Source organism: Lacimicrobium alkaliphilum, assembly GCF_002591895.1.
GTDB lineage: Bacteria > Pseudomonadota > Gammaproteobacteria > Enterobacterales > Alteromonadaceae > Lacimicrobium > Lacimicrobium alkaliphilum.
Window position 1 is genome coordinate 122949 of record NZ_NISX01000008.1, and the last position, 26197, is coordinate 149145.

The window sequence follows — 26197 nt, forward strand, 5'->3', positions numbered from 1 at the left end:
CGGCAGGTGATCCTATTATTGTGCTATGCATTACTAAAGATGCAGACCCGGTATCGGCGGAATCACACCGCAGCACTCAGTTGCCGGAAATAAGTTTGCAATAAAACGCTTCAGGCCGCGGTCTCTTTCGACTTAATAAGCCACCAGCAAGGAAAATAACAATGAATGTAATCTGTTCTGTGAGCGGGGGCATCGCCGCCAGTGTATTACTGGCATTATCTGCGCCCCTTCAGGCTGCCGATAAGCCGGTACAGGCCAATGACTTTATTAACCTGTTTGAAAAACTCTCGGGTAAACAGCCCGGTATTCGCAAAGCTCATGCCCGGGGGCTCTGTGCCACCGGAACCTTTATACCAGAGCAAAATGCGCAGTTTCCTTCAGCCCCATTGTTGTCCGGCGAGGAACTCCCTGTGGTGATGCGTTTTTCCGTAGGTGGCGGCAATCCCGGCGCCGATGAGCGGGCACCCAGCACCCGGGGAATGGCCATGCAAATTACCCTGCCAGGGGGGAGCCGGCATATTTTTACGGGGAACAATTTCCCGGTCTTCGCGGGTAAAGATCCACAGACCTTTTTTGGGCTGTTGTCGACCTTTTTGCCGGATGAGCAGGGGAACCGGGACCCACAGAAAACGATGCAGTATGCAGAGGAAAATCCCAGCGTGAAAGCCAATCTGGCCTGGCAACAAGCAGCCAAAACGCCGGCGTCGTATGCCAATACAGACTTTTACGGGTTGCATACGTTTTTCTATGCACTCGAGGACGAAACACCGACCAAATTTCGCTGGCATCTGGTGCCGGATCTTGGCGTGAAAACTCTCACAGAAGAACAGGCTCAGGCAAAAGATAACGGCTTTCTTGCTGAGACAATAAAACAACAACTGGCTGAAAGTACCGTCAGCTATAGTCTGATGGCCACCATTGGTGAGCCTGAAGACACCAATATCGATCCTTCAGTGCAGTGGCCCGAAGACAGAGAGCAGGTCAGGCTGGGCACTGTTAAGCTGGCCAGCGCCGGAGGAGAACAATGCACCCCGATAAACTTTGACCCCAATGTGCTCTCGGCAGGCTTTTCACCAAGTGATGATCCGGTGCTGAGAATGCGCTCAGCCGCCTATGCCATATCCTTTGGCAAGCGGCTCAGTGGTCAGTGAGTCATCGGACCCACGCAATAATCCAACAGCGACTCGATAGCCAGAGACGAGGAAAGCACAACTTCCTGAGGGCGCACTTCAGCCAGTGACCAGAGTCGCTGGCGTATTTTTGCAGCCTCAGTGCGCAGCCCTGCCTGATGGCATTGCTTGCGTATCTGCTCTGAAAGACCGAGTAATACGCCCAGATCATCGGCCACTGGCTGCAGTGTTTCCAGCGCCGGTGATGTTGCCATCAGTGCTTTGAGGGCTGGCAAATTTTGCTGCCAGCGCTTCAGGATAGCGTTAATCTCAGCCATGGCAGTTTCATCTTCAGGCAGTTTCTGAATAGCCTGACTGAGGTCCACCAACGCCAGACTTTCCGCAGGCAGGAAATCCACAAACCTGTCCAGCCTTTCCTGTTGATGATAGTTACCTGCCTGATATTTGAGGTGATGGCGGGTGTAATACTGCGCTTGTTCCACTGCCTCACTGAAAACCTGTAGCGGGCGAATGTCTTCCTTCTCTGCAACCAGAGATTCAAAACCAGTCTGTTGTTGCCGGCGGTGCAGCAACCCCACTCTGGCATGCGCGTATTCGCCCATACGTTTAAGCCGGCGATACATAAACTGTTGATCCTGAACCGTCGGCTCTGACCACAAACGTTCAGCAATGGCAAACAAGCGCGGCCACAGCCTGAGGTCGAGATTGTGAGGCACAACCAGTTCGGCCCAGATAGTGGCTTCACCGCCGAGAATGTTGTTCCGGGCCTCGCTGTTCAATACCGGGGAGGTTTCAGATTCAGCCGGTGGCTTACTCTCACCTGTTGCTATCTGACGGCCACTGATCCCATAGGGTGTGTTACCAATCAGCACCCGGCCTTTAAGTTCTTGTGGGTCATTCAGATACAACTCGAAACGGGTGGGCCCCATCCAGCTGTCCAGTTCAAAACGGGTCAGCCCGGCGTCCCGCTCTGCCAGTCTGAGTGCGCGAAGTGATTGGTTATTAAGACGAATGCTGCCCTGTAATCCCGAATCAGATTCGGTCAGGGTAAACTCACCGGTGACGTCACTGCCTTTTAAGCGTGGCATGGTAAATTGCCAGCGTTGCCACTTCCCTTCAGCGGATGGCAACGGACGGGCCTGTTTCGTGGGATCATTGCGGTAGTGGTATGCTGTGGGCTGTGGCTGATCAATATAAAAGCCGGTAGACAGCAAGCCCTGATAACCGCTGTTGGCAATCTCGGTTAATGAATCCAGTCCACGCCAGGACTGCACCAGAATATCTTTGGGCAAATCAGGGTGAAAGATCTCATCCCATCCCATCATACGTTTATCAAACCCGCTCAGTATCTGCTGCAGGTTGCGATTAAAATGGGTATGTAACGCATGACTGTCAGGTAAATTATGTTCCTGCATATAAGCCTGAACATCCTCGCTTTGTTGCCACTGGGACGGGTTAACCTCATCACCGCCAATATGCAGGAAGGGGTCAGGGAAGAGTTCTGCAAATTCACCCACCAGGGTACGGATAAACACGTACACCTCAGGGTTGGAGGGGTCTAATAATGGCTCAAATACCCCCCAGTGCCGTTGCATCTGGTAAGGGCCCGGCAAGCTGATCAGTTCAGGGTAGGCCACCGCGATGGCGGAAGCATGACCAGGCAGATCAAGCTCCGGAACGACGCGAATCCCCCTTATTGCGGCAAATTCGACCACATCTTTAATTTGCTCACGCCGGTAGTACTGGCCGTCGGATGCCAGCTCATGCAGTTTAGGATAGCCCGGGGATTCAACCCGCCAGCCCTGATCATCGGTCAAATGCCAGTGCAACACATTGAGCTTGGCGGCAGCCATTCCTTCAATTTGCCGTTTGATATCGTCAAGGGGAATAAAGTGGCGAACGCTGTCAATCAATAAGCCCCGCCAGGGAAACCGGGGGCTATCTTCTATCGTCATAGCAGGCAGCGTATCGCCGTAAACATAAATAAGTTGCAGCAAGGTCTGCAAACCACGCAACACTCCCAGCTCATTAGCAGCAGTCAGCTGGATTTCCTGCGCGGCGATCACCAGACGATAGTCTTCAGCCTGATTCAGTTGTGGGACAAGATGCTCAGCTCTTTTTTCAGAGTGTAACCGGATCATTCTCTGGCTGCTTTGCGCATTATCGAGGTTAACCGCCGGGTAATGTTGCAGCGTATTTTCCAGCTGTTCCAAAATATACCTGCTTCTGTGCGCTGAAATATTTTCCAGGCTCAGATTAATGTTGCCCTGTAAGCTGAAATCCCCCTCATCAAAGCTAATCTGCGACGGGTAAGGCATCAGCTCAACGTCGGGTGAGACCGCTTTTGCCGGGCTGACCCCACCAAGGGCAATTAACATAAACAAGATTGTGACGATACGCATATCAGCTCTCCGCGATTAATGGCTGAGTCAGATCCTGCATGTGATCTGCTTCAATAATGGCTCCATGGTGTTGAATTACTCTCGCCGCCAGCCGGTGTCCGGCCTCTGCAGCCTGGCTGCCCGGCGCATCCTGCAACCACAGAGATAAAAAGCCCGCTGCAAATGCATCACCGGCTGCGCTGGTATCCACCACATCCTCAACACGCTCCGCCGGGATTTCGTGGATACCTCCTTTATCCAGCACCAGTGCTTTACTGCCACCCCGTTTTATCACCAGCTCCGGGATCCTGTGCGCCAGGCATCGCTCCATGATCTGAGCGAGCTGTTGTTCCCCGTATATGGCCGTTTCATCTTCATCAGTGAGCAGAGCCAGATCGGCTTGATGCATAATCTGGCTGTACCAATACCGCACATCACTGCTGTGCCAGAGTTGTGGGCGGTAGTTGTTGTCAAAGATCAGCCTGCCCCCCTGCTGACGAAACGCCCTGACCAATGCCAGCAACCGGTGTTTGTGCTCATCGGCTAAGATCGCCAGGCTGATACCGCTCAGATACAGATAGTCCCATCGCTTATTTGCCAGCGCCTGTTCCATCGGAGTCGGGTCGACATCAAAGTAATATCGGGCCGCGCTGTCGTCACGCCAGTATTCAAACCGGCGTTCGCCGTTTGCATTGGTATAAATCCGATAACGGCCTGGCAACTTGTCGGGTATCCGCCTGACCAGGCTGGTATCCAGCCCTTCGGTTTGCCATTGGCTGAGCAGGTAGTCACTGTCGTTATCCATGCCCATAGCCGTCGCGTAACCCACACTGATATCCGCACCACCAAGCAACCTGGACAGGTACACCGCCGTGTTCAGGGTGTCGCCACCAAAGCTTTTTCCGCGGCCGGACTCCTCAAGCATGCACTCACCAAAAAACAGTATGCGTTTCATTAGCTGCTCCGCTCAGGTTTGGCTGACAATACAACCGCAGGCGCCTGATGTTCCATCCTGCCCCGCTCTTCAGAGAGCCGTTCCAGTGCCTGTTCAGGGGTTACAGTGCAGGCCGGTGTCAGCAAGGTCACCAGTACGCCGCTGATTGCGGCGATAAGTAACGAGGGGATCACCGGGTTACCAAACAGGGCCGTCCACTCCGGGCTGAGGCTGACCACAGTTGCTGTAACTGTACCGGCAACCAGAGTGGCCAGTGCGCCCTGCCAGTTGTATCGTTGCCAGAAGCGGCCGAGCAGCCCGCAAACACAAAGGCCCGACATCAGAATCGATATCATTCCGGTAATATAAGTAATGATGTCATTAGAGGTGAGGGCAAAACCCAGGGCAATGCCAATGGTGATAATCAGCGCTGCACGGGACAGCCACACCACATTTTTCGCTTCAGGCATGCGGCCTGTCGCCATCGAGTGGAGATCCCTCAATACCACGCTGACCGCGGCAATGGCATCAGAGCTGGCGCTGGAGAGTGTGGCAGAGATACCGGCAATGATGATCAGCAGTCCCAGTCCCAGAGGTAATACGTTCAGTGCCATATGCGGGAAAGCAAAAGAGGCATTTTCCAGATCGCCGCCACTGGCGAAAGCGGTCATGCCGATGATCGCCGGGATAATGGAAAAGCCCAGATATAACAGGCCACAGAGCACGAAGGAGCGACGAATAGAGGTCACGTTGCTGCCGGAATAAATTCGCTGGCGAAAAGACGGGGTGGCTAATATGCCCACCAGAATGGCCACAGATAATGATATGGCCGGTAACAGTCCGAGTTTATCCAGCGCCAGCCAACTGACATTTTCAGCCGGTTGTGCAGCAAGCATAGCGTCCCAGCCGCCAACGGCCATCACCGAGAAGATGGCCATCAGGATAAACCCGGTAAATAACAACAGGGCCTGAATGGAATCGGTCCAGACCACCGCGGTATACCCGCCAATCACCACATAAATGGTGAAACTGGCGGCAAGCAAAACCTTCGCCCACTGAATATCCATGCCGGTCAGCCAGGCCAGGTACATTCCACCGCCGATAATATGAGCGCCAAGCCAGCCAATACAGGCAACAAAGATAATCACGGCAATCAGGTTTTTAATCAGCACATTGGCGCCCACATAGTAAGAAATCTCCTCACTCATGGTCATAAAACGCAGCTTACGCATGGGTGCGAAAATCCAGGCCAGCAGCAGGATACCCACTGCACCACCCAGTCCATAAAGGGTTCCACCCCAGCCGTTATCATAGGCAAAACCCACTGCCCCCATAGAGGAGCCGGTACCCACCATGGTGGCAACGGTGGTTCCCATGGTCAGCAGCAAAGGCAAAGAGCGCCCACCCAGCAGGAAGTCTTCGCCGCCTTTATTGCGCCTGGAGACAAACCAGCCGAGGCCGATCATGGCCAACATATACACCACGAAGGCGATAATAAAGCTGTAATGCATAGGTTCCTCTTTGCGTCTGTTGGTTTAGTCAGCGAGCAGCGGGTTTTATCAGGATTGCGCTTTATAGCAGGTCACATCTACCTCAACTTTGCAGTCCACCACCAGATCAGCAACCGCGCAGATCCGTGCCGGCGGATGTTCGCCAAAAACCTCTTTGAATACTTTATTAAAGGAGCTGAAATAGCGGGCGTCGGTAAGAATAACCTTCACATGGGCAACATGTTCCAGACCATATCCCGCTTCGCGCATAATGTTCAGACAGTTTTCGATAGCCAGTCGTGATTGTTCAATGATGCCGCCCTCGACAACCTCGCCATCACGCATCGGGGTCTGACCCGAGACCAGCAGCCAGCCGCCGGCTTCTACTGCTCTGGAGAAGGGCAGGTGTTGCCCGCCCGTGCCGGTACCGCCATCGATACCAAAACGTTTAATGGTCATAATCTTCTACCTGTTTATTGTGTTGCGTTTAAGAAACTGACCGGCGCCATAACCGGTTAATTGATATTCCTGGCCTTCAGCACGGTAGGTCTGATGGCCATTGACCCAGACCCGGCGAATGCCCGCACTGCGTCTTTTAGGATCGGTGAAGCTGGCTTCGTCTTTGATGTCCTGCGGACTGAACAGCACCAGATCGGCCTGGTAACCCGGCCGGATAAACCCCCGGCCCTGCAGATTGAATTCAGTGGCAGACAAGCCTGTCATCTTGTGGATGGCTAACTGCAGCGAGAGTAATTGCGTGTCTCTGACGTAATGACCCAGCACTCTGGGGAAACTGCCCCACAATCGCGGGTGAGGACTGGGGTCACAGGGCAGTCCATCAGAGCCGACCATGCCCCCCTCAAAGCCAAGAAAATGCCTGACATCCTGTTCATCCATACCATGATAAACGGCACCGGCAGGTTGTAGCTTTCTGGCTGCCTGTATTAACGACAATGACCAGCTGCGGGCTATCTGTTGAAGTGTCTGGCCGGCCATTTCCGGATGTGGTTCGGACCAGGTAATGTCGATGTCGAAATCGTCGGTGACCTGTTTCAGATCCAGGGTACTGGAGCTGGCATTATAGGGATAACAGTCGCAACCAATATGCTGCTCAGACTGCGCATTTTTGAGATGATTGAGGACTTCAGGTGCCCTGCCCCAATTGGCCTTACCGGCGCATTTAAGATGTGAGATGACTACCGGGATGTCTAGTTTTTTTCCAAGTCCGAAGGCTTCATCCAGCGCCCCGATAATACCCTCAAATTCGGTGCGCAGGTGGGTGGTATAGATGCCCTGGTGCGCTTTAAGCACCGATGCCAGGGTCTCAACTTCGTAAGACGTTGCCGAGTTGGCACTCTGGTAAGCCAGTCCGGTACTCAGGCCCAGTGCGCCGTCGCGCATGGCACCATCAAGCAGCTCCTGCATAACGCGGATTTGTGCATCATCGGCGCTGCGGTCGAGACGGTCCATGACCTGGGCCCGCAGTGCCGTATGGCCTATCAGTGCGGCAACATTGACGTTAGGTTTAGCCTGCTCAACGGCCTCGATGTAATCCCTTAAACGCGGAAAACGGAACTCACCGGTACTGCCGAGCAGATTCAGCGGATCCGGTACGTCACCACTGATACGCACCGGTGCCGCGCTGATACCACAGTTGCCTGCAATGACGCTGGTGATGCCCTGACTGATCTTATTCAGCATGCCCGGATTACGAATCACTTCAATATCGTCATGGGTATGCACATCTATAAAGCCCGGTGCCAGTGCCATACCTTCAGCATCAATAAGGTTTCTGGCCTGATACTCTCCGGCCGGGGCCAGCGCAAGTATCTTGTCGTCTTTGAGCAATACATCTTTTTCTACCGGCGGCACATTACTGCCATCGTAGACCTGTGCATTGCAAATAATGGTGTCAGGACGGTGGTGCGACAAACTAATCTCCAAGTGGCAGGCGCTCGGAGCCTTTGCGGTGCTCATCGAGGTGGTGTTTAAGGCGGCGCAGCTTCTCTCTTGATTTTCGTTGATTGACCACGGCGACTTCACCGGCAATAACATCGATGGCGGCGAGCATGGCATAACGAGAAGCGCTGGGATTGAAAATGTATTCGGCTTCCTGCGTCTTAATCGGCAGGTGCAGATCGGCAACATCAGCCAGAGGGCCTTCGGGGCAGATGGCCAGCAGGTGAGCACCATATTCTTTGGCGATCAATGCCGACGCCATAACATCAGGGCTGACACCACTTAACGAAAGACAGAGTACGGCATCATCTTTGTTCACAGTAGCGGCGGACATACGCATCAACATCGGATCGGAGTAGGCGTTGCTCTTCACTTCCAGGCGAAACAACCGGTTCTGGCATTCCTGCGCCATAAACGTACTGCCGCCACCGACACCAAAAACAAGAACGTGACCAGCGCGGGTTAATAGCTGACCCGCACTCTGGATGTCCTGATCACTGATCAGCCCGGCATTAATATCCAGAATGTCCTGAATGGCCTGATAAACAGGGGGTATTTCCTGCCGGCTTACCGGCTCATCGGCAATAAAGCGTTCACCCACCGCCGCAGATTGCGCGAGTAACATTTTCAGTTCGCGCACATTCTTGCAATCCAGTGCCTGAGCGAGGCGGGTGATGCTGGCGTGGCTGACCTTGGCGCTGGCGGCCAGCTCATTGATCGAAGCGCTGGCGGCGAAGTTAATGTCTTTGAGAATATAGCGGGCAACTTTCTGCTCCGCAGGACGCAAGTGTGACAGCTGGTTTTGTATACGAGAAACAATGTCCATTACTCAGATTCCCAGTGGTATTAAAACTCGGTTTTTATCAGCCGATGTACACACAAGTTGTCATCGACCACGGCTATGTATTTCCATTTATCCATGGTCAGACAGGGATGTGAAGTAGAAAATCCAACGATATCGCCAACCTGCAGCTTTGCGTCGCTATCAAAGTCCATCATGGCATGCTGATCCATGATTTTACTCACCTTCCAGCTGGCAGATGCTTTTTGCGCCGCTTGTTGTCCCGGATGCGCAAACCACTGAGGTACAGGGAGACCAGCGTCAAAGGCCACATCCCGTTTACCCAGGCCAATAATCGCCATGCCAGGCTCAGGAATGGATTGGACATAGGCCCATAATTGCAGGCTGTTAATCAGATCTCCGCCCAGATCACAGGCCAGGGTGCTGCGGTTCATTACCGCAGCCTGGGCATCTTCATAAATACCCGTATCGTGAATCAGATAGCAGCCGGGGCGAATCAGCACCTGCATTTCGGCGGGCAGACTGGCGGCTTCGAGAGTTTCGGCCACCAGGTCATACCAGGCCGAACCGGCGCCGGTAATGCTGATGGTACCGGCAGCAAAGCCTTTTTGTTGGTATATGTTCAGAGCCAGAGTACGCATACGCTGAACAAACTGACGGATCTTATTGGCAGCATCCGCGCCACCAATCACACCTTCATAAAACGCCAGCCCACGCAGCGCCAGGCCGGGCAAAGAATTTATTTCATCACACAGAGCCATGGCCTGTTCATCGGTACGCACGCCACAGCGCCCGCCGGGCACACCCACTTCCAGCAGAACATTCAGGGTTTGCCCCTGTCCGTCAAAGTAGTCGCTCAGTGCTTTAGCATTGTCGGCGGAGTCGACAAAACAATAGTATTCCAGCCCTTGTTCCAGCATCCGGCCAACACGCTGCATGTTGGCTTTACCCACCAACTGATTGGCCATCAGAATACGTTTAATACCCGCCTGATGAGCCGCCGCTACCTGAGGCGCGGTGGCCAGGCTAATGGCCCAGGCGCCGGCATCCACCATGCTGTGAAACAGTTCCGGTGCCATGGTTGTTTTGCCATGAGGAGCCAGGCTGACGCCACTGGCATGAGCATAACGCCGCATCCAGTCGAGGTTATTGTTCAGCGCACGTTGGTTAAGCACCGCTATTGGCAGGCTGACATCTTCATTGAGAATCTGCCAACCACCATTGTCCAGCTGCTGTTTACAGCCAGTGCCTTTTACCGCATCAGATAAAGTCTGGGCAGTGTCCCGCATGCTTACCTCTCCTGTTCAACACTTTGTATAGGTTCCCGCTATAGGAAGAATAAATATTTAACAGAAAGCCGTTGCAAAGCTCATCAATTGAATGTTAATAATTATCACGAACGTCAAAGTTATTGTGATAATTAGTAACAAGAGCGGTAACGTTAATGGGCAACAGTGTGTTTGTCAACTAACAAATAATCACAACAGGAGAAGACCATGAAAGACCTGACTTTCAGCCAGACCCGGCTCGCAGTAAGCGTAGCTTTGGTCATGGCCGGTGTCGCAACGGCTAAGCCGGTATGGGCGCAGCAAGAAGGCGATCAAGACATTGAGCGCGTAGAGGTAAGGGGTATTGCTGCCAGCCATAAGCGCAATCTGAACGAAAAGCGCTTCAGTGACTCGGTAACAGATGCAATTACGGCTGAAGACATTGGCAAATTGCCGGATGTAACCATTGCCGATACATTACAGCGCATTCCCGGCGTGCAGATTCGACGCTCTGCCGGTGAAGGTTCCACCGTCAACGTCAGGGGGATGCCCCAGGTAACCACGCTGCTGAATGGCGAACAAATGCTCAGTGCCGGTTCGATCACCAGTGTACAGCCCGATTTCAGCGATATTCCGGCACCGTTAGTCTCCGCCATATCAGTTCACAAGTCACCGACCGCGTCGATGCTGGCCGGCGGTATATCCGGAACCCTTGATTTACAGACCTTGCGACCCTTTGACCTGGAGTCAGGCTCAACCTTTACAGGTGCCGCCGAGCTGACCCGTGGCAGCCTGTCAAAGGAAAATGATCACAAGCTGGTAGCGTTCGGCGGCTATCGTGGGGAGGACATGGGTTTTTTACTCAGTGCATCCTACGACACCAACCATCTCGCCAACTATCGCTACGGCACCATATTAACCTCGTTTGAGGTGCAGGATGAAAGCTTTGGCAGCAACCGCGACATTAACGGCGATGGTGACACCAATGACAGCCTGTTAAGTCAGCGTTTTCACGGCATGATGGACAAGCAGGTGGAACGGGATCGCCTTGGGGTTAATGCCAGCTTCCAGGCCATGGTCACCGACAATCTGGAATTTGTTGCCGACCTCTTCTATACCGACATGGACGATGCTAATCGTCAGCAAGGTATCATGGTAGACAACGCCCGCGGCAGTATCTGGGCCTATTCCGATGACTTTATTGCCCGTACCGCAAATGATCAGGGTGGTGATATCTTTACCGTTAATCAGGCTGAACTGAGGGCCCGTCGGGTCAGTTCCTACTCAGAAAGTCTGACTAATGATCGTCAGTCCACCAACCTGAATCTTGAACTAAAGTATGCCGGTAACGGGCCGTTCAGTGGCTCGGTACGCTATTTACGCGGTGATGCAGAGCGTTCCCATACAGAAAATGTCGCGCACTCTTACCTTACCAGTGGTGCACAACATGGTCTGCTGCGTAATGATGGCAGCGGTGCCGAACCGGCTAACCCGAGGGGCTATGGTCCCGATCCCGTACCGGTGCAATTTGACCGCACCGGCGAGTATCTCACCCTGGGTTATGCGCCGGACTTCGGTTCAGATATCAACAGTTACAACCTGGTATCCACGTACTCGGAAAACAACTTTGATGAAGATGCCACACTGGATGTACTCAGGGGCGACGGCCAATATGAGTTTATGGGCAATCACCTGACTGATATTCAGTTTGGGCTGCGTTACGGTAAACGGGACGTAACCCGCGACACCTTTATTCTGGTGGCTCCTTTTACCACCGGTGAGTTCTCTGCCGATGTAATGTGGAAAGACTCGGGAGCGTCGCTCGGAGACACCAACGGCGATGGCGAGAACAGCGTTGCCGGAGGCGATCTGACCCTGGGTAACACAAACTACTTTACCGATTTGCCCGACGGCTGGGCGCAGCGGGTAGATGGCTTCGGGCCGGGAACCGATGACAGTTTTTATACCATCAACCCAAAGGTACTGGATGACCCCTTCGCCTTTCAGAACGCCATTTACCCCGGTAACAAGCGTTTGTCATTGCCTTCCCGTTCATTCCGGGTAGAAGAGGTGACGCAGTCGGCCTATCTGCGCTTCAATTTTGATGGTCAGCTGGGCTCACTGCCTTACAAGGCTAATGTAGGCGGACAGTACATTCGTACCGAGCTGGATATTGTTCAGAACCAGTTAGGTGATGAACGTCCCTGTTCTTTGTGCACCGCCACCGAAAAAGTGGGAGAAGAAGTGATTTCCCGCAGTTATTCGGACTTCCTGCCAGCCGCGAACATTACCTTTAATGTTACCGATGACTTCCTGGTCCGGGCAGCGTATGGCAAGACCATGACCAATCTGGACATGAGCCAGTTGGCCGGCGGCATCAGTGTTGGCCGCAGCCGCGCCGGTGATGAGTTAGCAGCCGAGCTGGGCGTCAGCCCGGATCTGTTGGTGGCCATTAACGGTCGTCAGAACGGTAACCCTTATCTGGAACCCTGGCGGGCTACCAATTACAACCTCTCGGCTGAATGGTACTTCGACAGCAGCAGCCTGGTAAGCCTTGGCCTGTTCAAAATGGATATTGAGTCCTTTATTGAGCAGGGCACCGTGCAAATGGGACTGCCGGATATTGATGGCGTGGTACGCCGCGACGTTCCGGTAACAACCGAGATCAACGGTCAGGGCGGCACTATTGACGGTATTGAGCTGGCTTATCATCAGGCCTTTGACTTTCTGCCCGGTGTATTCAGTGGCTTTGGTACAACACTCAACTATACCTATGCGCCAAGTGACAGCGCCAATGTGGATGTTAATGGCGCCAGTTTGCCGATTCAGGACAACTCAGAACGCTCTGCTAACGCCATATTATGGTATGACCGCGATGCGCTGCAGTTCCGGATTGCCGCGAACTACCGCAGCGACCGTCTCGACAGCCTGGGAATCGATGTGGGCGAAGGGGTATTACCCATCTGGGCCGATGACACCCTGTATGTGGACATGTCGGCAAGCTATGATCTGAACGAAGACATCAGCCTGTACCTGCAAGGGAGCAATATCACCGAAGAATTCGAGGATATTTATGCCCAGTGGGAAGACAACGTAGTAACCCAGAATGTGTATGAGCGCCGCTTTACTGTGGGCGTAAGAGGACGCTTCTGATTGAGCAATATGGGTTCATGGACGAACCCTCTGTGATGTAAACCCGTTGATTCAGTTAACGTGTTGCACGCAATGAATCCGTAATATATTGGTATAAATCAACGGCCCGGAGTTCTGATATTTGAACCCGGGCCGTTTTCTATTTCTGTTGCGCAGTTTTTAACATGTCAGGGGCGGACTCTGCTCACCGGTGAAGGTTAAAAGCACGACCGGGGTGGGGGCTTTTAAATGTCTCAATGGCACCGCGCTTTTGCATGGTCACATATACCTGTTTCCCATCTTCACCGCCAAATGCAAGGTTAGTGGGGTGCTGGCCTTTAAGCCGATACTCTTCGATTTTCTCGCCCGTCGGATCGAGAACAACAATACTGCCTGCACCATATCGGGCAATGTACAGATTACCCTGATTGTCACAGCGCATGCCATCCAGACCATGATCGTCAAACTGATGAAACAGCGTTTTATCAACAGGTTTACCGGATGCATCCAGCCGGTAACGCCAAACCCGCCGCTGCACAGACTCGTTTACATACAGATACTGCTCATCGGTACTGACTTCAATGCCGTTGGTGGTTCCCATGTCCGACTCAATCAGTGTTGTCTCCCCGTCAGTATCAACCATCCACAGCTGACCCGTGCCGGTAGACCAGTCAGGATCGCTGGCATAGATAATGTCACGGGCGCTGATGGCAATGTCATTAGGCTGATTCATCGCCTCGTCGTGGGCATACACAGACAAGCTTCGGTCCGCCATATTCACCGCCCAGATAGTGTGATTAACATAATCGGCTATCATCATCCTGCCCTGACTATCAAAGCGGATGCCATTGCCCACAGAGTCGTCCGGTAAAATCAGAAAACCATCTGCCTGGCCTTTACCCGTTATCCTGCCTATGGTGCCCTGTTCAGCAAAATTCACTGCGTAAAGTACACCGTCTTTGTCCACTGCAGGGCCTTCTATGCCCGTGGTAAATACACCATCAGTAATCACATCCTGGCTCTGATGAGTGGAAGGTTCTGTTGCACTGACAGACAACACACTGAGCGGGGCGACTAAGGCTAAAAGAGGCAGAACAACCCGACTGTTTTTTATGGTTTTCATTAGGGATACACATCTGAGAAAGAATGAGGTCATTATTCCCAGCAAATTCAGGAAAGACAAGGCTAGCCAGGGGATGGAATGCTGACGCCCCGACTCACCATAAAGTTAACATATTGTATTTATTGAATATTTCTCAATAAAAAAAGTTGATATTAATTAACATTTAGTTTGCTTTTGTCTGTTATTTAGTATCAGGGTGGTTGGGGGAATGCATCTTTTCCATTTGACGAACAGGGTAACGGTTACGTTAATCATTAATCGTAAAAAGGTTATGACAACGTACTACACCACCTGTCCGGCGACCCAGCCACTGCTCCAGGCCCACTGGAAGTTATACCCCCCTAACCAGCCGGTAACATCCATCACTTCGCCGATAAAATACAGCCCCGGAACATTCTTCGATTCCATGGTTTTAGATGACAATTCGTCTGTGTCGACGCCACCCAGGGTTACCTCGGCGGTACGATACCCTTCTGTACCGTTGGGTTTTAATACCCATTGCTCAAAGGCCTCTGCCACCTGGTGCAGTTGCCTGCCCTTAAACTGTTTCAGTGGTTTGTTGTTCAGGACAAAATAGTCAATGGCCACCTGCACAAAACGTTTGGGGTAGTATTTTGCCAAAGCAGTACTGAGCAAAACATCCGGATGCTGCTGTTGTTGCTGCTCCAGCGATCCCAGCAAATCTTCGCTGGGGCTTAAGTTAAATACCACGTTTTCGCCTGGCTGCCAGTAGGATGAGATCTGTAACACCGCCGGGCCACTTAAGCCACGGTGAGTAAAGAGTATATTTTCGTGGAAGCTGGTGTGATGACATTCGGCAGTGGCATCAAGAGATACGCCACTGAGTTCAGCCAGTACGGATTTATCCTGTTCATGCAGGGTAAAAGGCACAAGGCCAGCACGTGTAGGCAACACATTCAGACCAAACTGCTCTGCCACTTTGTAGCCAAAAGGACTGGCACCGAGCTTAGGAATCGACAACCCGCCAGAAGCAATAACCAGTGACTGACAGTCAAAGTCGCCGTGACTGGTGATCAGGCTGAAGCCGTTGTCGGTTTTTTCAGTCTGGCGCACTTCAACGGGATGGCGAAGTTGCACTCCGGCCTTGTCACATTCGCTGAGCAGCATTTTCAGAATCGCTTTGGCAGAATCGTCACAGAACAACTGACCCAGGGTTTTCTCATGATAAGCAATGTCATAATCTGCCACCAGGGCAATAAAATCCCATTGGGTATAGCGACTCAGGGCCGATTTACAGAAGTGGGGATTGCCACTGAGGTAGTTTTCCGGCGCGGCGTACATATTGGTAAAGTTGCAGCGGCCACCGCCAGACATCAGGATTTTGCCGCCAATCCGTTTTGCGTGATCCAGTACCAGCACCCTGCGCCCGCGCTGCGCAGCCTGTGCGGCACAAAAAAGGCCTGCCGCGCCCGCACCGATGACGATCACATCATAACTTGCCACTAGCGCATCTCCGCAAACAAAAACGGCGATTATACCGGAATGACAGATTCCCGGGCTAACGTTTTAAAGGGGATTGCCAATGCCGGTATAGATTGACAGGATGGCTTAAGGCGCTGGACATGTCCAGCGACCTTGAGAAAGGCAAAATTAACCACGGAGGCGCAGAGGACACAGAGATATTAAGGGTTAGCGCCCTTTACTTCCTTGCACCTCTGCCTTCCTGACAAAAGAACGTCATCCTGAGCTTGTCGTGATCTGAATGCAGCAAAGCGGATCCCGGGTAAACAGGCAGTATTGTTACCATCCTGCAATCCAGCAGCCTTTGAATATCCAAATGCGCCGCCTCAACATTCAGTCATCAAAGGTGCTGGACGCGTCCGCTGCGCTCCTTGCAGGCTACGCCACTGCGAGAAAAGCATGATTAACCACAGAGGCACGAAGAGCACAGAGGGATTAGGGGTTAGTGCCCTTTACCTCTGTGTCTGTCCTCCGTGTCTCTGTGGTGAACATTTCTTTTGCTGTGTTGTATGGTTACAACATTTATGCAGGATAGAACGCTTGCTTTAAATTTAAGAAAGCTGTTCCAGCATAGTCTGAGCGTCACTCACCTCAAACTTGCCGGGTTCTTCGAGGTTCACTTTCTCAACTTTGCCATCCACTACCAGCATTGAATACCGTTTCGAGCGAACACCACCGAATGCACCGGTATCCATATCCATGCCCAATGCTTTAGCAAAGCTGGCATCGCCATCGGCCAGCATCAGCAGCTCACCGGCATTCTGGTCTTTACTCCAGGCTTCCATCACAAACGCGTCGCTGACTGCGGTACAGATTACGGTGTCCACACCCTCGGCTTTGATCTTGTCGGCCAGTGTCACATACCCCGGCAAATGAGATTCAGAGCACGTTGGTGTAAATGGGCCGGGAACCGCAAAAAGTACCACTTTCTTACCGGCGAACAAGTCTGCTGTGCTGGCCTCTTTGCTCTCACCATCTACACGCAGAGAAAACTTCATATCGGGAAGAGATTGTCCTGGTTGAATCATTGAAGACTCCTTTTAGGTTTTTGAGCCATGAATGAGATAAACATCAAAACGGTTGGCCCGGCCCGTCATTTGTATATGGGGCTTTTTCTGATTAAGCCAAGGGGCGCCGGCGGGTCGTTTTACCACCACACGTTTTTGCGCAAGCTGCAAAGCGGGCTGCAGCAGGCTGTCAGCATCGTCATCGGGGCCCAGCAGTTGCTGAAAAAGGCGCATTTCTTTTTTCACCAGCGCCGATTTTTTTCTGTGAGGAAACATCGGATCCAGATACACCACATCAGGTTGTTGCCCTTGCCAGCGGGCCATTACCGATACCGCACTATCGCTTAACAAATGCATTCGTTCTGGTAACCAGCTGCCAAGCTCCTGATCCTGCGCCGCGCGCTGTAATCCATCATCAAGCAGCGCCGACACCACATTGGAGCGCTCCAGCAAGGTCAGGTGGCAGCCCAGACTGGCAAGAATAAAGGCATCCCGGCCCAGCCCGGCGGTGGCATCCAGCACCGCAGGCCGGTAACTGCCTTTAATGCCCACGGCTTTGGCGATGGCTTCATTTTTACCGCCGCCATGCTGACGCCGCCAGCTGATGCTGCTTGCGGCAAAATCCACCTGTACCACTCCCATTTTTGGATCATCCAGGGTCTTGAGCGCAAGGCCGTATTCATTCAGCCACAGCACCAGACCGCTGTCAGTCTCTGTCTGAGCCAGCGGCAGTTGCCACTTTTGCGCGACATCCTGCGCCTGAGTCTGAAATTCTCCACTGGCGGCCATTACCGGAATTACATTCATCAGGCGTGACCGTAGTTTTCGCGATGCGCCAGCCAACGATTGATCAGCGCCTGTGCTTTATCGGGATGCCCCTGCCACAGCGTTGCGGCCAGTTCCTGGACCTGAGGGATCAGATGAGCATCACGTACCAGATCGGCAATCTTAAGGTCAGCCAACCCGGTTTGTTTGGTGCCCAGTAATTCGCCGGGGCCGCGGATCTCCAGATCACGCTGTGCAATCATAAAGCCATCATTGCTCTGCCTCAGCACCGACAAACGCTGAGTCGCGGTTTTTGACAGCGGTGACTGGTACATCAGTACGCAGTGGCTCTCCACCGAACCACGCCCGACCCTACCGCGTAACTGGTGTAACTGTGCCAGCCCCAGCCGCTCAGGGTTTTCAATAATCATTAAGCTGGCATTAGGCACATCCACGCCCACTTCTATAACGGTTGTGGCCACCAGTAAATCCAGTTCAGCGTTGTTAAAGGCTTCCATCACCTGTTGTTTTTCTGCGGCTTTTAACCGCCCATGTACCAGCCCCACCCGTAAATCCGGCAACGCCATAGCCAGCGCCTGAGCGGTATCCTCGGCGGCCTGACATTCCAGCACCTCAGACTCTTCAATCAGGGTGCATACCCAGTAAACCTGCCTGCCTTGCAGTTTACAGGCTTCATGAACCCGGGCCACCACTTCATCACGGCGATTATCGGGGATAGCGACAGTTTTAACCGGGGTGCGCCCCGGTGGTAGCTCATCGATTACCGAGGTATCCAGATCCGCATAGGCGGTCATAGCGAGCGTACGGGGAATGGGCGTGGCGGTCATAATTAACTGATGGGGAAATAATCCCTGCTGCTGGCCTTTCTCGCGCAGGGCCAGGCGTTGATGCACACCAAATCGGTGCTGTTCGTCGATGATCACCAGTGCCAGATGCTGAAAATTAACACTCTGCTGAAAAATCGCATGGGTGCCCACCAGCATCTGTATTTCACCACCAGCCAGACGTTCAAGCAATGCCTCACGCGCTTTACCCTTAAGTTTACCGGCCAGCCAGCCCACTTCGATATTCAGCGGCTCAAGCCATTGCCTGAAATTATTGGCGTGTTGCTCGGCTAAAAGCTCAGTGGGTGCCATCATCGCCACCTGATAGCCGGCACCGATAGCAGTCAGGGCGGCCAGGGCGGCAACCAGGGTTTTACCGGAGCCTACGTCCCCCTGAACCAGACGCATCATTGGCCTGGGCATCGCAAGATCTCGGGCAATTTCTGTATTAACCCGCTGCTGCGCAGCCGTAGGTGTAAAGGGCAATAAATCCAGAAAACGCCTGATCAACGCTGGATCCGGTGTCAGCGCCATACTGTGCTGGCTGTCACTGTTTTTGCGCACCTTAAGTACGCTTAAATGATGAGCCAGTAGTTCTTCGAGAATTAACCGCTGTTGTGCCGGATGCTCACCGTTTTCCAGCACGGCCAGGCTCTCACCCGCCTGCGGACGGTGTACTGTCTTCAGCGCCTGTTTAAGGCTGATCTGCTGAGCATACAGCCCTTCGGGTAATAACTCTGCCAGGCCACCTTTATCTAACAACTTCAGGGCCTGTTCTGTAAGGTTGCGCAGACTGATCTGTTTTAAGCCTTCGGTGGTGGGGTAAACCGGCGTATAAGCTTCTTCGGTAGGAGCGGGGGCATCTGCCTGCTGCAGACGGTATTCCGGATGCATCATTTCCAGGCCGTATTTGCCACGGCGCACTTCACCGAAACAGCGGATGGTCAGCCCCGCTTGCAGGGCATTTTTCTGGGCGGCGCTAAAATGAAAAAAACGCAGGCTGATGCTGCCGGTGCCATCAGACACCCGCACGATCAACATGCGTTTACGGCCAAACTGAATATCCGATGACATCACTTCGCCCTGAACACTGGCGTGAATATGCGGCATCAGGTCGGCAATAGGATAGATTCGCGTGCGATCTTCATAGCGCAGGGGCAGATGAAAGAGCAGATCCTGCACCGTCACCAGCCCCAGTTTTTGCAGCTTTTCGGCAACTTTGCTGCCTACACCTTTAAGTTCTGTCAGCTTCAGATATGAGAGTGACTGCATCCATGATTATTTTAAAGCCAGTTTGGCAGCATGATACACCAACTCGGGATCAACACGTACCTTGTAATCCGGGTTCACATACTGGAAATGGATCAGGCCGCTCTGATCGGCAATATACACTGCCGGTGCCGGTAATACGATGCGATCGTCGCCGGGCAGGCTGGCAAACACATTTCCCATAGCCCCGCGGTATTTTTTGGCGGTGTCTTTATCGAGGAAGAAGCCAATACCAAAGCCACGGGTGGCGTTAAGGTCGTGGTCTGAGAGCACCTGGGCTTTATAGTCGGTATCAAATTTCTGGGATTGTAATCGGGCCACGGAATCGGTGGAAATTGTCAGGATCTGATAGCCAAGATCACTGATTTTTTGCTCTACTGCCCGAAAATCGGCTAACTGCGCATTGCAATAGGGACACCAGCCACCGCGATAAAACAGTATAACAGCGGGCTTTTCCTGCACCAGCTTGCGCAAATTAACAGCGCTGCCATCAGTTCGTTTTACACTCACGTCCGGAATTTTCTGGCCATTCAACAGTGGCGTGACCTGTTCAGCACTGTCAGCAATCAACGTGCGATCCAACGCCAGTGATGGGCCGCTAAAAAAAGCAGCGCTGGCGATAAGAACCAATAAGGCAGAGCGTATAGACATAAAATCTCCTGGTTGGGGAAAACTGAATTAAGCTTCCAATAGACCTGCCCGGACTCAAATAACTTTCAGGTTACTGGTGCGCTTTCCCTTGTGCTCCCGCATGCGCTGCCACCAACTCTGAGATGCCCTTATCTGACCCTGCTCATCCACCTCGGGGTATTCCAGACCTTTGACCCGACACAGTGTTTTAAGGCGGGGATAGCCCCCTTCGAACAGAATTCTCTGGCACTCAGCCTCATCCAATCGTGGTTTCTCGTATAATCCGGCCTGCTGGCGTTGACGCTGGGCTTCGTACAGCACCAATGCGCCCGCTACCGATACATTTAACGACTGCACCATGCCCTGCATAGGAATAACGATGTGCTGATGGGCTGCTTCCAGGGCCTGATCCGTGGCCCCGTATTTTTCCTGGCCGAACAGAATGGCGGTGGGACGACAGTAATCGATATCGCGGAAATCCACCGATTTATCCGATAAGTGGGTCACCAGAATCTGCATGTTCTGCTCATTGAAGGCATCGATGGCACTGCTGGTATCGGCATGGGTATGCAATTTCAGCCAGTTTTGACTACCTACTGAGGTTCCGCTGCGGATCTGATGGCGGGTATTCCAGATGACATGCAAATTATGCGCGCCAACCGCATCACAGTTACGCATGATCGCAGCCAGATTATGGGGTTTATGTACTTTTTCCAGACATACCGCCAGATCCGGCTGGCGCAGGGCCAGCATCTTACGGATACGTTGATAACGCTCAGGCGTCATGGCTACGGCAGGTTATTCAGGCAGCTCCATAATGCCGTCGATTTCTATCTGCGCGCCCTTGGGCAGTTCTTTAACACCAATGGCCGCGCGGGCCGGATAAGGTTGCTTAAAATATTGCTTCATCATTTCATTGACTGCAGCAAAATTACTCAGGTCGGTAAGGTATATATTCACTTTGGTCAGATCATTGGGGCTGCCGCCGGCCGCCTCACATACTGCCTTAACATTTTCAAAAACCTGTCTGGCCTGCTCGGCAAAATCCTCAGAAACCATCTCCATACTCTCTGGAACCAGGGGTATCTGACCGGACAAATAGATTGTGGTACCGGATTTAACGGCCTGACTGTATGGGCCAATAGCCGCAGGGGCCCTGTCAGTATGAATAACGGACTTAGACATAACTCTTTCCTCAGGAATTTTGTTTCGATTGACTGTGACGAGAAACTTTTTGTACCTCTGGCATCGCACGGATTTTGCGCATAACGTTAGCCAGATGTACGCGATTGGTCGTCGTAATTTCCAAATCTATGTAGTAAATATTGCTCTCTTTTTCTTCAGTCTGCAGACTGATGATATCAGAATCAGCAGCGGCAATCGCATTAGTGAGCTTGGCCAATGTGCCCTGATGGTTGATCAGTTCTACCCGCACAGAGGCTTTAAACTCACCCTGTACGTTACTCTCCCAGTTCATCGGCAGTACTCTGTGTGGTTCTTCCTTGGCGAGCTTACGAATATTACGGCATCCGTTCTGGTGGATCACCATGCCTTTGCCCGGACTGAGAATGGCGATGATAATATCTCCGGGGATGGGATGGCAACAACGACCATAACTGACCAGCAACCCTTCTGTACCCTTGATGGCGACCCTGGCGTGGCTGTCATCGACAATTTTTGGCTCCTGATTTCCCAGCAGACGTCGTGCGACGATGGCACTGAGCTCATTACCCAGACCTATGTCTGCCAACAGGGCATAAAAGTTTTCATGTTTGGTTTCTTTCACCACCCGATCGATATCCGCTTCGGTAATATCTTCCAGCTTGGTGGTACCCAGGGCATGGCGCAGCAGTCTGTTACCCATATTGATCGCTTCTTCGGAACGCTGTTTTTTGAGGTACTGGCGGATATAGGACCGGGCCTTGGCACTGACGACAAAATTCAGCCAGCTGGCGTTGGGTTTAGCCCTGGGGGAGGTAATAATTTCCACCGACTGACCATTTTGCAATGGCCGGTTGAGCGAATAATTGCGACGATCGACCCTGACCCCGACACAGGAATTACCGATATCTGAATGCACTGCATAGGCAAAATCCACCGCAGTGGCACCCATCGGCAACTCGATAATGCGCCCGTCAGGGGTAAACACATAGATTTCCTCGGGGAACAGATCGGTTTTAACGTTTTCAATAAATTCCACCGACGAACTGGCGCTGTGTTGCAGTTCCAGCAACGACTGCATCCATTTACGGGCTCGCACCTGTGCGGTGGTACCCCGGGTTTCTCCGGGTTCTTTATACATCCAGTGGGCCGCTACGCCTTTGTCAGCCATTTGTTCCATTTCCATGGTACGAATCTGGATTTCCACCGGAATACCATGAGGGCCCACTAACGATGTATGCAGAGACTGATAACCGTTAGTGCGGGGAATAGCAATATAATCCTTAAACCGCCCTTCGATGGGTTTATACAACCCATGCATAGCCCCCAGTGCACGATAGCAACTGTCCACCCCTTCGACGATCAGACGAAAGGCGTAGATATCCATCACCTCATTGAACAGAAGCTCTTTATTCTTCATCTTGCGATAAATGGAATACAAGTGCTTTTCGCGCCCCAGTACCTGAGCGTCAATGACACTCTCTTGGAGACGCATTTCGATTTCCTGGCGGGTATTCTCGATGATTTCCTTACGGTTTCCGCGGGCCTGACGTACGGCTGTGCCCAACGCCCGGTAACGCATCGGGTACATGGCCTGAAAACCGAGGTCTTCAAGCTCATTCTTGATATCATGAATGCCCAGCCGGTGAGCTATAGGCGCATAGATCTCGAGGGTTTCCCGGGCAATACGGCGGCGCTTGTCGGGTCTGAGCGCTTCAAGAGTGCGCATATTATGGGTGCGGTCGGCCAGTTTTATCAGGATCACCCGAATGTCCTGGGTCATGGCCATCATCATCTTGCGGAAGTTCTCTGCCTGAGCTTCTTTTTTACTGCGAAACTGGATCTTATCCAGTTTGCTGACGCCTTCCACCAGATCCGCCACCGACGGCCCAAAAGCCTCGATCAATTGCTCTTTGGAAACCGGGGTATCCTCAATGGTGTCATGCAGTAACGCTGACATCAGGGTCTCATAATCCAGATGCATATCGGCAAGAATGCCAGCCACTGCCACCGGATGGGTAATATAAGGGTCACCACTTGAGCGCATCTGACCATCGTGCGCATCTCTTGCCAGCACAAACGCGCGCTTAACATCTTCGACCTGTTCCACAGGAAGATAGTCGCTGACTTTTTGTTTCAGGCCTTCGAAAAGATACACGTCGGGATCATTAAATTGGATAAATCAGGGGAGTAGAATACGAAGAATCGGACTGAATAGAAATAGCCAGTTTAAAACTGGCGGGCCGATATCTCACGGCCCACAGCAATAAACTTATTCCTGGCCGGAAAGGATGTTCGCCACAGAAGAAAACTCTTCCTGATCCTGTTCCTGCTGAGTACGCATTTCATCGGCATCCATGCTCTGTGCTGTTACCAGACCGCGTTCGATTTCACGCAGGGCAACCACTGTGGCCTTGTCATTTTCCCATTCAACCTTGGCATCACGCCCTTCAATGGCAAGCTGGCGGGCACGGCGTGCGGCAACCAGTACCAGATCAAAACGGTTACCAATCTTATTTACTGCATCTTCAACTGTTACGCGGGCCATCTGAAACTCCGTGAGCGATATGGAAAAAGGCCGGATAGTGTACAGTTTTTCCACGGTAAAAGAAATATGCTTTTGCGGAGGAAAGCTTTCAGTTGTCCGCCATCCGTTTTCAGAGTAGCCCTTGTCATGCCCGAATGTTGTTATCGGGCATCCAGCAGCCTTTGAATATCTTAATGCGCCACCTCTACAATCAGTCATCAAAGGTGCTGGACAGGCCCAGCGACCTTTGAGAAAGGCAAAATTAACCACAGAGGCACGGAGAACACAGAGGTAGAACGGTTTAATCATTTTTACTTCTCCGTGCCCTCTGTGTCTCTGTGGTAAATCATTCTTTTCCAGTGGTTAGTGCGAAAAAAGCCTTCAACCAACAAAAACACTAAACCCACGAACAGCGCATGATCTTGTAGTCCGGATGCAGCTAAGCGAGGCGCAAAGAATCAATGGCCCTGAGTCCTTATCCCACTGCGGCCCTGCGCCTCTGCGAGAAAAGCATTATAAACCACGGAGGCATCCAGCAGCCTTTGAATATCTTAATGCACCGCCTCTACAATCAGTCATCAAAGGTGCTGGACAGGCCCAGCGACCTTTGAGAAAGGCTAAGTTAACCACGGAGTCACCCAGCAGCCTTTGCTTTATCAATGTGCCATCCGGTAGCATCTGTCAATCAAAGGTGCTGGGCAGGCAGAGAACACAGAGGGGTTAATGATTAATTCCCTTCACTTCTCTGTGCCCTCTGTGTCTCTATGGTGAAATCTTCTTTTCGTGCAAAGGGGCGCTGCTACTTCAACAGCTCGGTGAAAAGCTTTTCATGGCGGCGGGCTTGTTTGGTTTGAGTCAGGCGCTGGCACAATACAATGGCTTCGATTTCTTTAAGCGCCTGTCCGAAGTCGTCATTCACCACCACATAATCAAATTCCTGAAAATGAGAAATTTCTTCTTTGGCTTGCGCCATACGCTGCGCAATTACCTCGTCTGAATCGGTATTGCGATGTTTTAAGCGGCGCAACAGCTCGTCCCGCGAAGGCGGGGCAATGAAAATAGTCGCGGTGTCTGGCATCAACGCCTTAACCTGCCGTGCGCCCTGCCAGTCAATATCCAGAAACACGTCTTTGCCCTGCTCTAGCGTATCGGCAATGGCCTGCTTAGAGGTGCCATAATACTTTCCGAACACCTCCGCCCATTCGAAAAAGGCTTCTTCGACGATCATTTGTCTGAACTGCGACTCGTCAACAAAATGATAATCAACATCCTGCTGTTCACCTGGCCTTGGACTGCGGGTAGTATGAGAAACAGACACTTGCATGGAGCCATCCTGGTAACGCTCCAGCAGGGCTTTGATAAGACTGGACTTACCTGCACCAGAAGGGGCAGCGAGAATAAACAGATTGCCGGTGGCCATATTGCAATAAACTCGTCAGAATGCAAAAAACGCAATCTTATCACAAGATGTTTGTGCCCGGCACTTGGACAGCAGTGAATAAGTCTTTAGAGTAGCTTATATAGCGTTGACCGATATTTTAAGACGATTTTGATACAACAAGGACTCTGAATGAATTCAGCATTACCCTTTGTGGAAGTACTTCACGGTAATAAACCTGACGCCCTGGTGGTTTGGTTACATGGTCTAGGTGATTCAGGTAATGGCTTCGCGCCTATTGTCCCTGAACTAAAACTCCCTTCCAGCTTATCGGTGAGATTTTTGTTTCCCCATGCACCCGTGCGTCCCGTTACGATCAATAACGGCATGGAAATGCGGGCATGGTATGACATCAAATCACTGGATTTTGAAAACCGCGCGGACAGCGAGGGAGTTATGGCCTCTGCGGCACTCGTCAAAGCGCTGATCGAAGAAGAGATTGAAAAAGGGATGCCCTCTGAGCGTATTATTCTGGCTGGCTTTTCTCAGGGTGGAGTCATCGCCTATCAGCTGGGACTGCGCTTTGAGCAGAAACTGGGTGGCATCCTTGCTCTGTCGACGTATCTGAGTCAACCAGAGCTGCTCGAAGAGCAGCGCCACAGCGCTAATCAGAATACCGATATTCTGATCGCCCACGGGCTCTATGATGAAGTGATCCCCTGCGCTCTGGGCAAGGCTGCTTTTGAACGGATTCAGGCACTGGAATATCCGGTTCAGTGGCGGGACTACCCCATGCAACATAATGTCTGTATGGAAGAGATTCAGGAAGTGTCTCAGTGGCTGCAAAAACGCCTGGGCTGAAATATTCTGCAACACATCCGTGCGGTGCCTGTGGAATGAAAGGACTGTTTCTG

Annotated in this window: 21 protein-coding genes; 3 read left to right on the forward strand and 18 right to left on the reverse strand. The window is 52.2% G+C overall.

Annotated features, from left to right (window positions below):
• The first annotated feature begins 161 nt into the window (after nt 1-161).
• A complete protein-coding gene (locus CDA54_RS09615) occupies nt 162-1151 on the forward strand; it encodes a catalase family peroxidase (RefSeq protein WP_099034786.1) in 990 nt (329 codons plus the stop codon).
• Here the strand turns inward: CDA54_RS09615 and CDA54_RS09620 are convergent.
• From CDA54_RS09620 to CDA54_RS09650, 7 genes are read right to left on the reverse strand one after another with little or no spacing between them, the layout of a single operon-like run.
• The gene (locus tag CDA54_RS09620; RefSeq protein ID WP_099034787.1) at nt 1145-3532 is read right to left on the reverse strand and encodes a family 20 glycosylhydrolase; all 2388 of its coding nucleotides are present in this window, start codon (nt 3530-3532) and stop codon (nt 1145-1147) included. The two genes, CDA54_RS09615 and CDA54_RS09620, sit on opposite strands and share 7 nt — an antisense overlap.
• A gap of 1 nt (nt 3533) precedes the next feature.
• Nucleotides 3534-4466, reverse strand: coding sequence for a sugar kinase (locus tag CDA54_RS09625; protein ID WP_099034788.1), 933 nt, complete (start codon nt 4464-4466; stop codon nt 3534-3536).
• The gene (locus CDA54_RS09630; protein WP_099034789.1) at nt 4466-5956 is read right to left on the reverse strand and encodes a sodium:solute symporter family protein; all 1491 of its coding nucleotides are present in this window, start codon (nt 5954-5956) and stop codon (nt 4466-4468) included. Before CDA54_RS09630 ends, CDA54_RS09625 begins: the two co-directional genes overlap by 1 nt.
• Before the next feature lie 48 nt (nt 5957-6004).
• On the reverse strand, nt 6005-6394 hold the full coding sequence (locus tag CDA54_RS09635; protein ID WP_099034790.1) for a RidA family protein: 390 nt from the start codon (nt 6392-6394) through the stop codon (nt 6005-6007).
• Nucleotides 6395-6400: 6 nt separating this feature from the next.
• Nucleotides 6401-7867, reverse strand: a complete 1467-nt coding sequence (locus CDA54_RS09640; RefSeq protein ID WP_229748085.1) for an N-acyl-D-amino-acid deacylase family protein — start codon at nt 7865-7867, stop codon at nt 6401-6403.
• Nucleotide 7868: 1 nt separating this feature from the next.
• Nucleotides 7869-8720: a MurR/RpiR family transcriptional regulator gene (locus CDA54_RS09645; protein ID WP_099034792.1), complete on the reverse strand. Its 852-nt coding sequence runs from the start codon at nt 8718-8720 to the stop codon at nt 7869-7871.
• 20 nt (nt 8721-8740) lie between these two features.
• Nucleotides 8741-9985 (reverse strand): amino acid deaminase, encoded by a 1245-nt coding sequence (locus CDA54_RS09650; RefSeq protein WP_099034793.1) that lies wholly within the window; start codon nt 9983-9985, stop codon nt 8741-8743.
• A 207-nt stretch (nt 9986-10192) separates the two neighbouring features.
• Between CDA54_RS09650 and CDA54_RS09655 the strand changes: the two genes are divergently transcribed.
• Nucleotides 10193-13117 carry a TonB-dependent receptor gene (locus CDA54_RS09655; protein ID WP_099034794.1) on the forward strand — a complete coding sequence of 975 codons (2925 nt, stop codon included), beginning with the start codon at nt 10193-10195 and terminating at the stop codon, nt 13115-13117.
• 184 nt (nt 13118-13301) lie between these two features.
• On the opposite strand, the gene CDA54_RS09660 is transcribed toward CDA54_RS09655, so the two are convergent.
• The 11 genes from CDA54_RS09660 to gmk all read right to left on the reverse strand — a co-directional run bounded on the left by CDA54_RS09660 (nt 13302) and on the right by gmk (nt 25325).
• Entirely contained in the window at nt 13302-14219 is a 918-nt protein-coding gene (locus tag CDA54_RS09660) for an SMP-30/gluconolactonase/LRE family protein (RefSeq protein ID WP_099034795.1), read from the reverse strand.
• A gap of 282 nt (nt 14220-14501) precedes the next feature.
• The gene (locus CDA54_RS09665; protein ID WP_099034796.1) at nt 14502-15683 is read right to left on the reverse strand and encodes a BaiN/RdsA family NAD(P)/FAD-dependent oxidoreductase; all 1182 of its coding nucleotides are present in this window, start codon (nt 15681-15683) and stop codon (nt 14502-14504) included.
• 569 nt (nt 15684-16252) lie between these two features.
• Nucleotides 16253-16729 carry a peroxiredoxin gene (locus CDA54_RS09670; RefSeq protein WP_099034797.1) on the reverse strand — a complete coding sequence of 159 codons (477 nt, stop codon included), beginning with the start codon at nt 16727-16729 and terminating at the stop codon, nt 16253-16255.
• A 12-nt stretch (nt 16730-16741) separates the two neighbouring features.
• Nucleotides 16742-17515: a class I SAM-dependent methyltransferase gene (locus CDA54_RS09675; RefSeq protein WP_099034798.1), complete on the reverse strand. Its 774-nt coding sequence runs from the start codon at nt 17513-17515 to the stop codon at nt 16742-16744.
• A complete protein-coding gene (gene recG / locus CDA54_RS09680) occupies nt 17515-19590 on the reverse strand; it encodes an ATP-dependent DNA helicase RecG (RefSeq protein ID WP_099034799.1) in 2076 nt (691 codons plus the stop codon). Before recG ends, CDA54_RS09675 begins: the two co-directional genes overlap by 1 nt.
• 6 nt (nt 19591-19596) lie before the next feature.
• Nucleotides 19597-20238: a peroxiredoxin-like family protein gene (locus CDA54_RS09685; protein WP_099034800.1), complete on the reverse strand. Its 642-nt coding sequence runs from the start codon at nt 20236-20238 to the stop codon at nt 19597-19599.
• Nucleotides 20239-20292: 54 nt separating this feature from the next.
• Nucleotides 20293-21003 (reverse strand): tRNA (guanosine(18)-2'-O)-methyltransferase TrmH, encoded by a 711-nt coding sequence (gene trmH / locus CDA54_RS09690; protein ID WP_099034801.1) that lies wholly within the window; start codon nt 21001-21003, stop codon nt 20293-20295.
• A gap of 12 nt (nt 21004-21015) precedes the next feature.
• Nucleotides 21016-21402, reverse strand: a complete 387-nt coding sequence (locus tag CDA54_RS09695) for a RidA family protein (RefSeq protein ID WP_099034802.1) — start codon at nt 21400-21402, stop codon at nt 21016-21018.
• Between the two features lie 10 nt (nt 21403-21412).
• Nucleotides 21413-23536, reverse strand: a complete 2124-nt coding sequence (spoT, locus tag CDA54_RS09700; protein WP_099034803.1) for a bifunctional GTP diphosphokinase/guanosine-3',5'-bis pyrophosphate 3'-pyrophosphohydrolase — start codon at nt 23534-23536, stop codon at nt 21413-21415.
• 114 nt (nt 23537-23650) lie between these two features.
• Nucleotides 23651-23926, reverse strand: a complete 276-nt coding sequence (gene rpoZ, locus CDA54_RS09705) for a DNA-directed RNA polymerase subunit omega (protein ID WP_099034843.1) — start codon at nt 23924-23926, stop codon at nt 23651-23653.
• Nucleotides 23927-24704: 778 nt separating this feature from the next.
• Nucleotides 24705-25325: a guanylate kinase gene (gmk, locus tag CDA54_RS09710; RefSeq protein ID WP_099034804.1), complete on the reverse strand. Its 621-nt coding sequence runs from the start codon at nt 25323-25325 to the stop codon at nt 24705-24707.
• Between the two features lie 150 nt (nt 25326-25475).
• On the opposite strand from gmk, the gene CDA54_RS09715 reads away from it, so the two are divergent.
• Nucleotides 25476-26144, forward strand: a complete 669-nt coding sequence (locus CDA54_RS09715; RefSeq protein WP_099034805.1) for an alpha/beta hydrolase — start codon at nt 25476-25478, stop codon at nt 26142-26144.
• The last annotated feature ends 53 nt before the right edge of the window (nt 26145-26197 follow it).

Coding starts and splice junctions, on each gene's coding strand:
- CDA54_RS09615 (WP_099034786.1), top strand. CDS start 162: ATGAATGTAATCTGTTCTGTGAGCGGGGGCATCGCCGCCAGTGTATTA.
- CDA54_RS09620 (WP_099034787.1), bottom strand. CDS start 3,532: ATGCGTATCGTCACAATCTTGTTTATGTTAATTGCCCTTGGTGGGGTC.
- CDA54_RS09625 (WP_099034788.1), bottom strand. CDS start 4,466: ATGAAACGCATACTGTTTTTTGGTGAGTGCATGCTTGAGGAGTCCGGC.
- CDA54_RS09630 (WP_099034789.1), bottom strand. CDS start 5,956: ATGCATTACAGCTTTATTATCGCCTTCGTGGTGTATATGTTGGCCATG.
- CDA54_RS09635 (WP_099034790.1), bottom strand. CDS start 6,394: ATGACCATTAAACGTTTTGGTATCGATGGCGGTACCGGCACGGGCGGG.
- CDA54_RS09645 (WP_099034792.1), bottom strand. CDS start 8,720: ATGGACATTGTTTCTCGTATACAAAACCAGCTGTCACACTTGCGTCCT.
- CDA54_RS09650 (WP_099034793.1), bottom strand. CDS start 9,985: ATGCGGGACACTGCCCAGACTTTATCTGATGCGGTAAAAGGCACTGGC.
- CDA54_RS09655 (WP_099034794.1), top strand. CDS start 10,193: ATGAAAGACCTGACTTTCAGCCAGACCCGGCTCGCAGTAAGCGTAGCT.
- CDA54_RS09660 (WP_099034795.1), bottom strand. CDS start 14,219: ATGAAAACCATAAAAAACAGTCGGGTTGTTCTGCCTCTTTTAGCCTTA.
- CDA54_RS09670 (WP_099034797.1), bottom strand. CDS start 16,729: ATGATTCAACCAGGACAATCTCTTCCCGATATGAAGTTTTCTCTGCGT.
- CDA54_RS09675 (WP_099034798.1), bottom strand. CDS start 17,515: ATGAATGTAATTCCGGTAATGGCCGCCAGTGGAGAATTTCAGACTCAG.
- recG (WP_099034799.1), bottom strand. CDS start 19,590: ATGCAGTCACTCTCATATCTGAAGCTGACAGAACTTAAAGGTGTAGGC.
- CDA54_RS09685 (WP_099034800.1), bottom strand. CDS start 20,238: ATGTCTATACGCTCTGCCTTATTGGTTCTTATCGCCAGCGCTGCTTTT.
- trmH (WP_099034801.1), bottom strand. CDS start 21,003: ATGACGCCTGAGCGTTATCAACGTATCCGTAAGATGCTGGCCCTGCGC.
- CDA54_RS09695 (WP_099034802.1), bottom strand. CDS start 21,402: ATGTCTAAGTCCGTTATTCATACTGACAGGGCCCCTGCGGCTATTGGC.
- rpoZ (WP_099034843.1), bottom strand. CDS start 23,926: ATGGCCCGCGTAACAGTTGAAGATGCAGTAAATAAGATTGGTAACCGT.
- gmk (WP_099034804.1), bottom strand. CDS start 25,325: ATGGCCACCGGCAATCTGTTTATTCTCGCTGCCCCTTCTGGTGCAGGT.
- CDA54_RS09715 (WP_099034805.1), top strand. CDS start 25,476: ATGAATTCAGCATTACCCTTTGTGGAAGTACTTCACGGTAATAAACCT.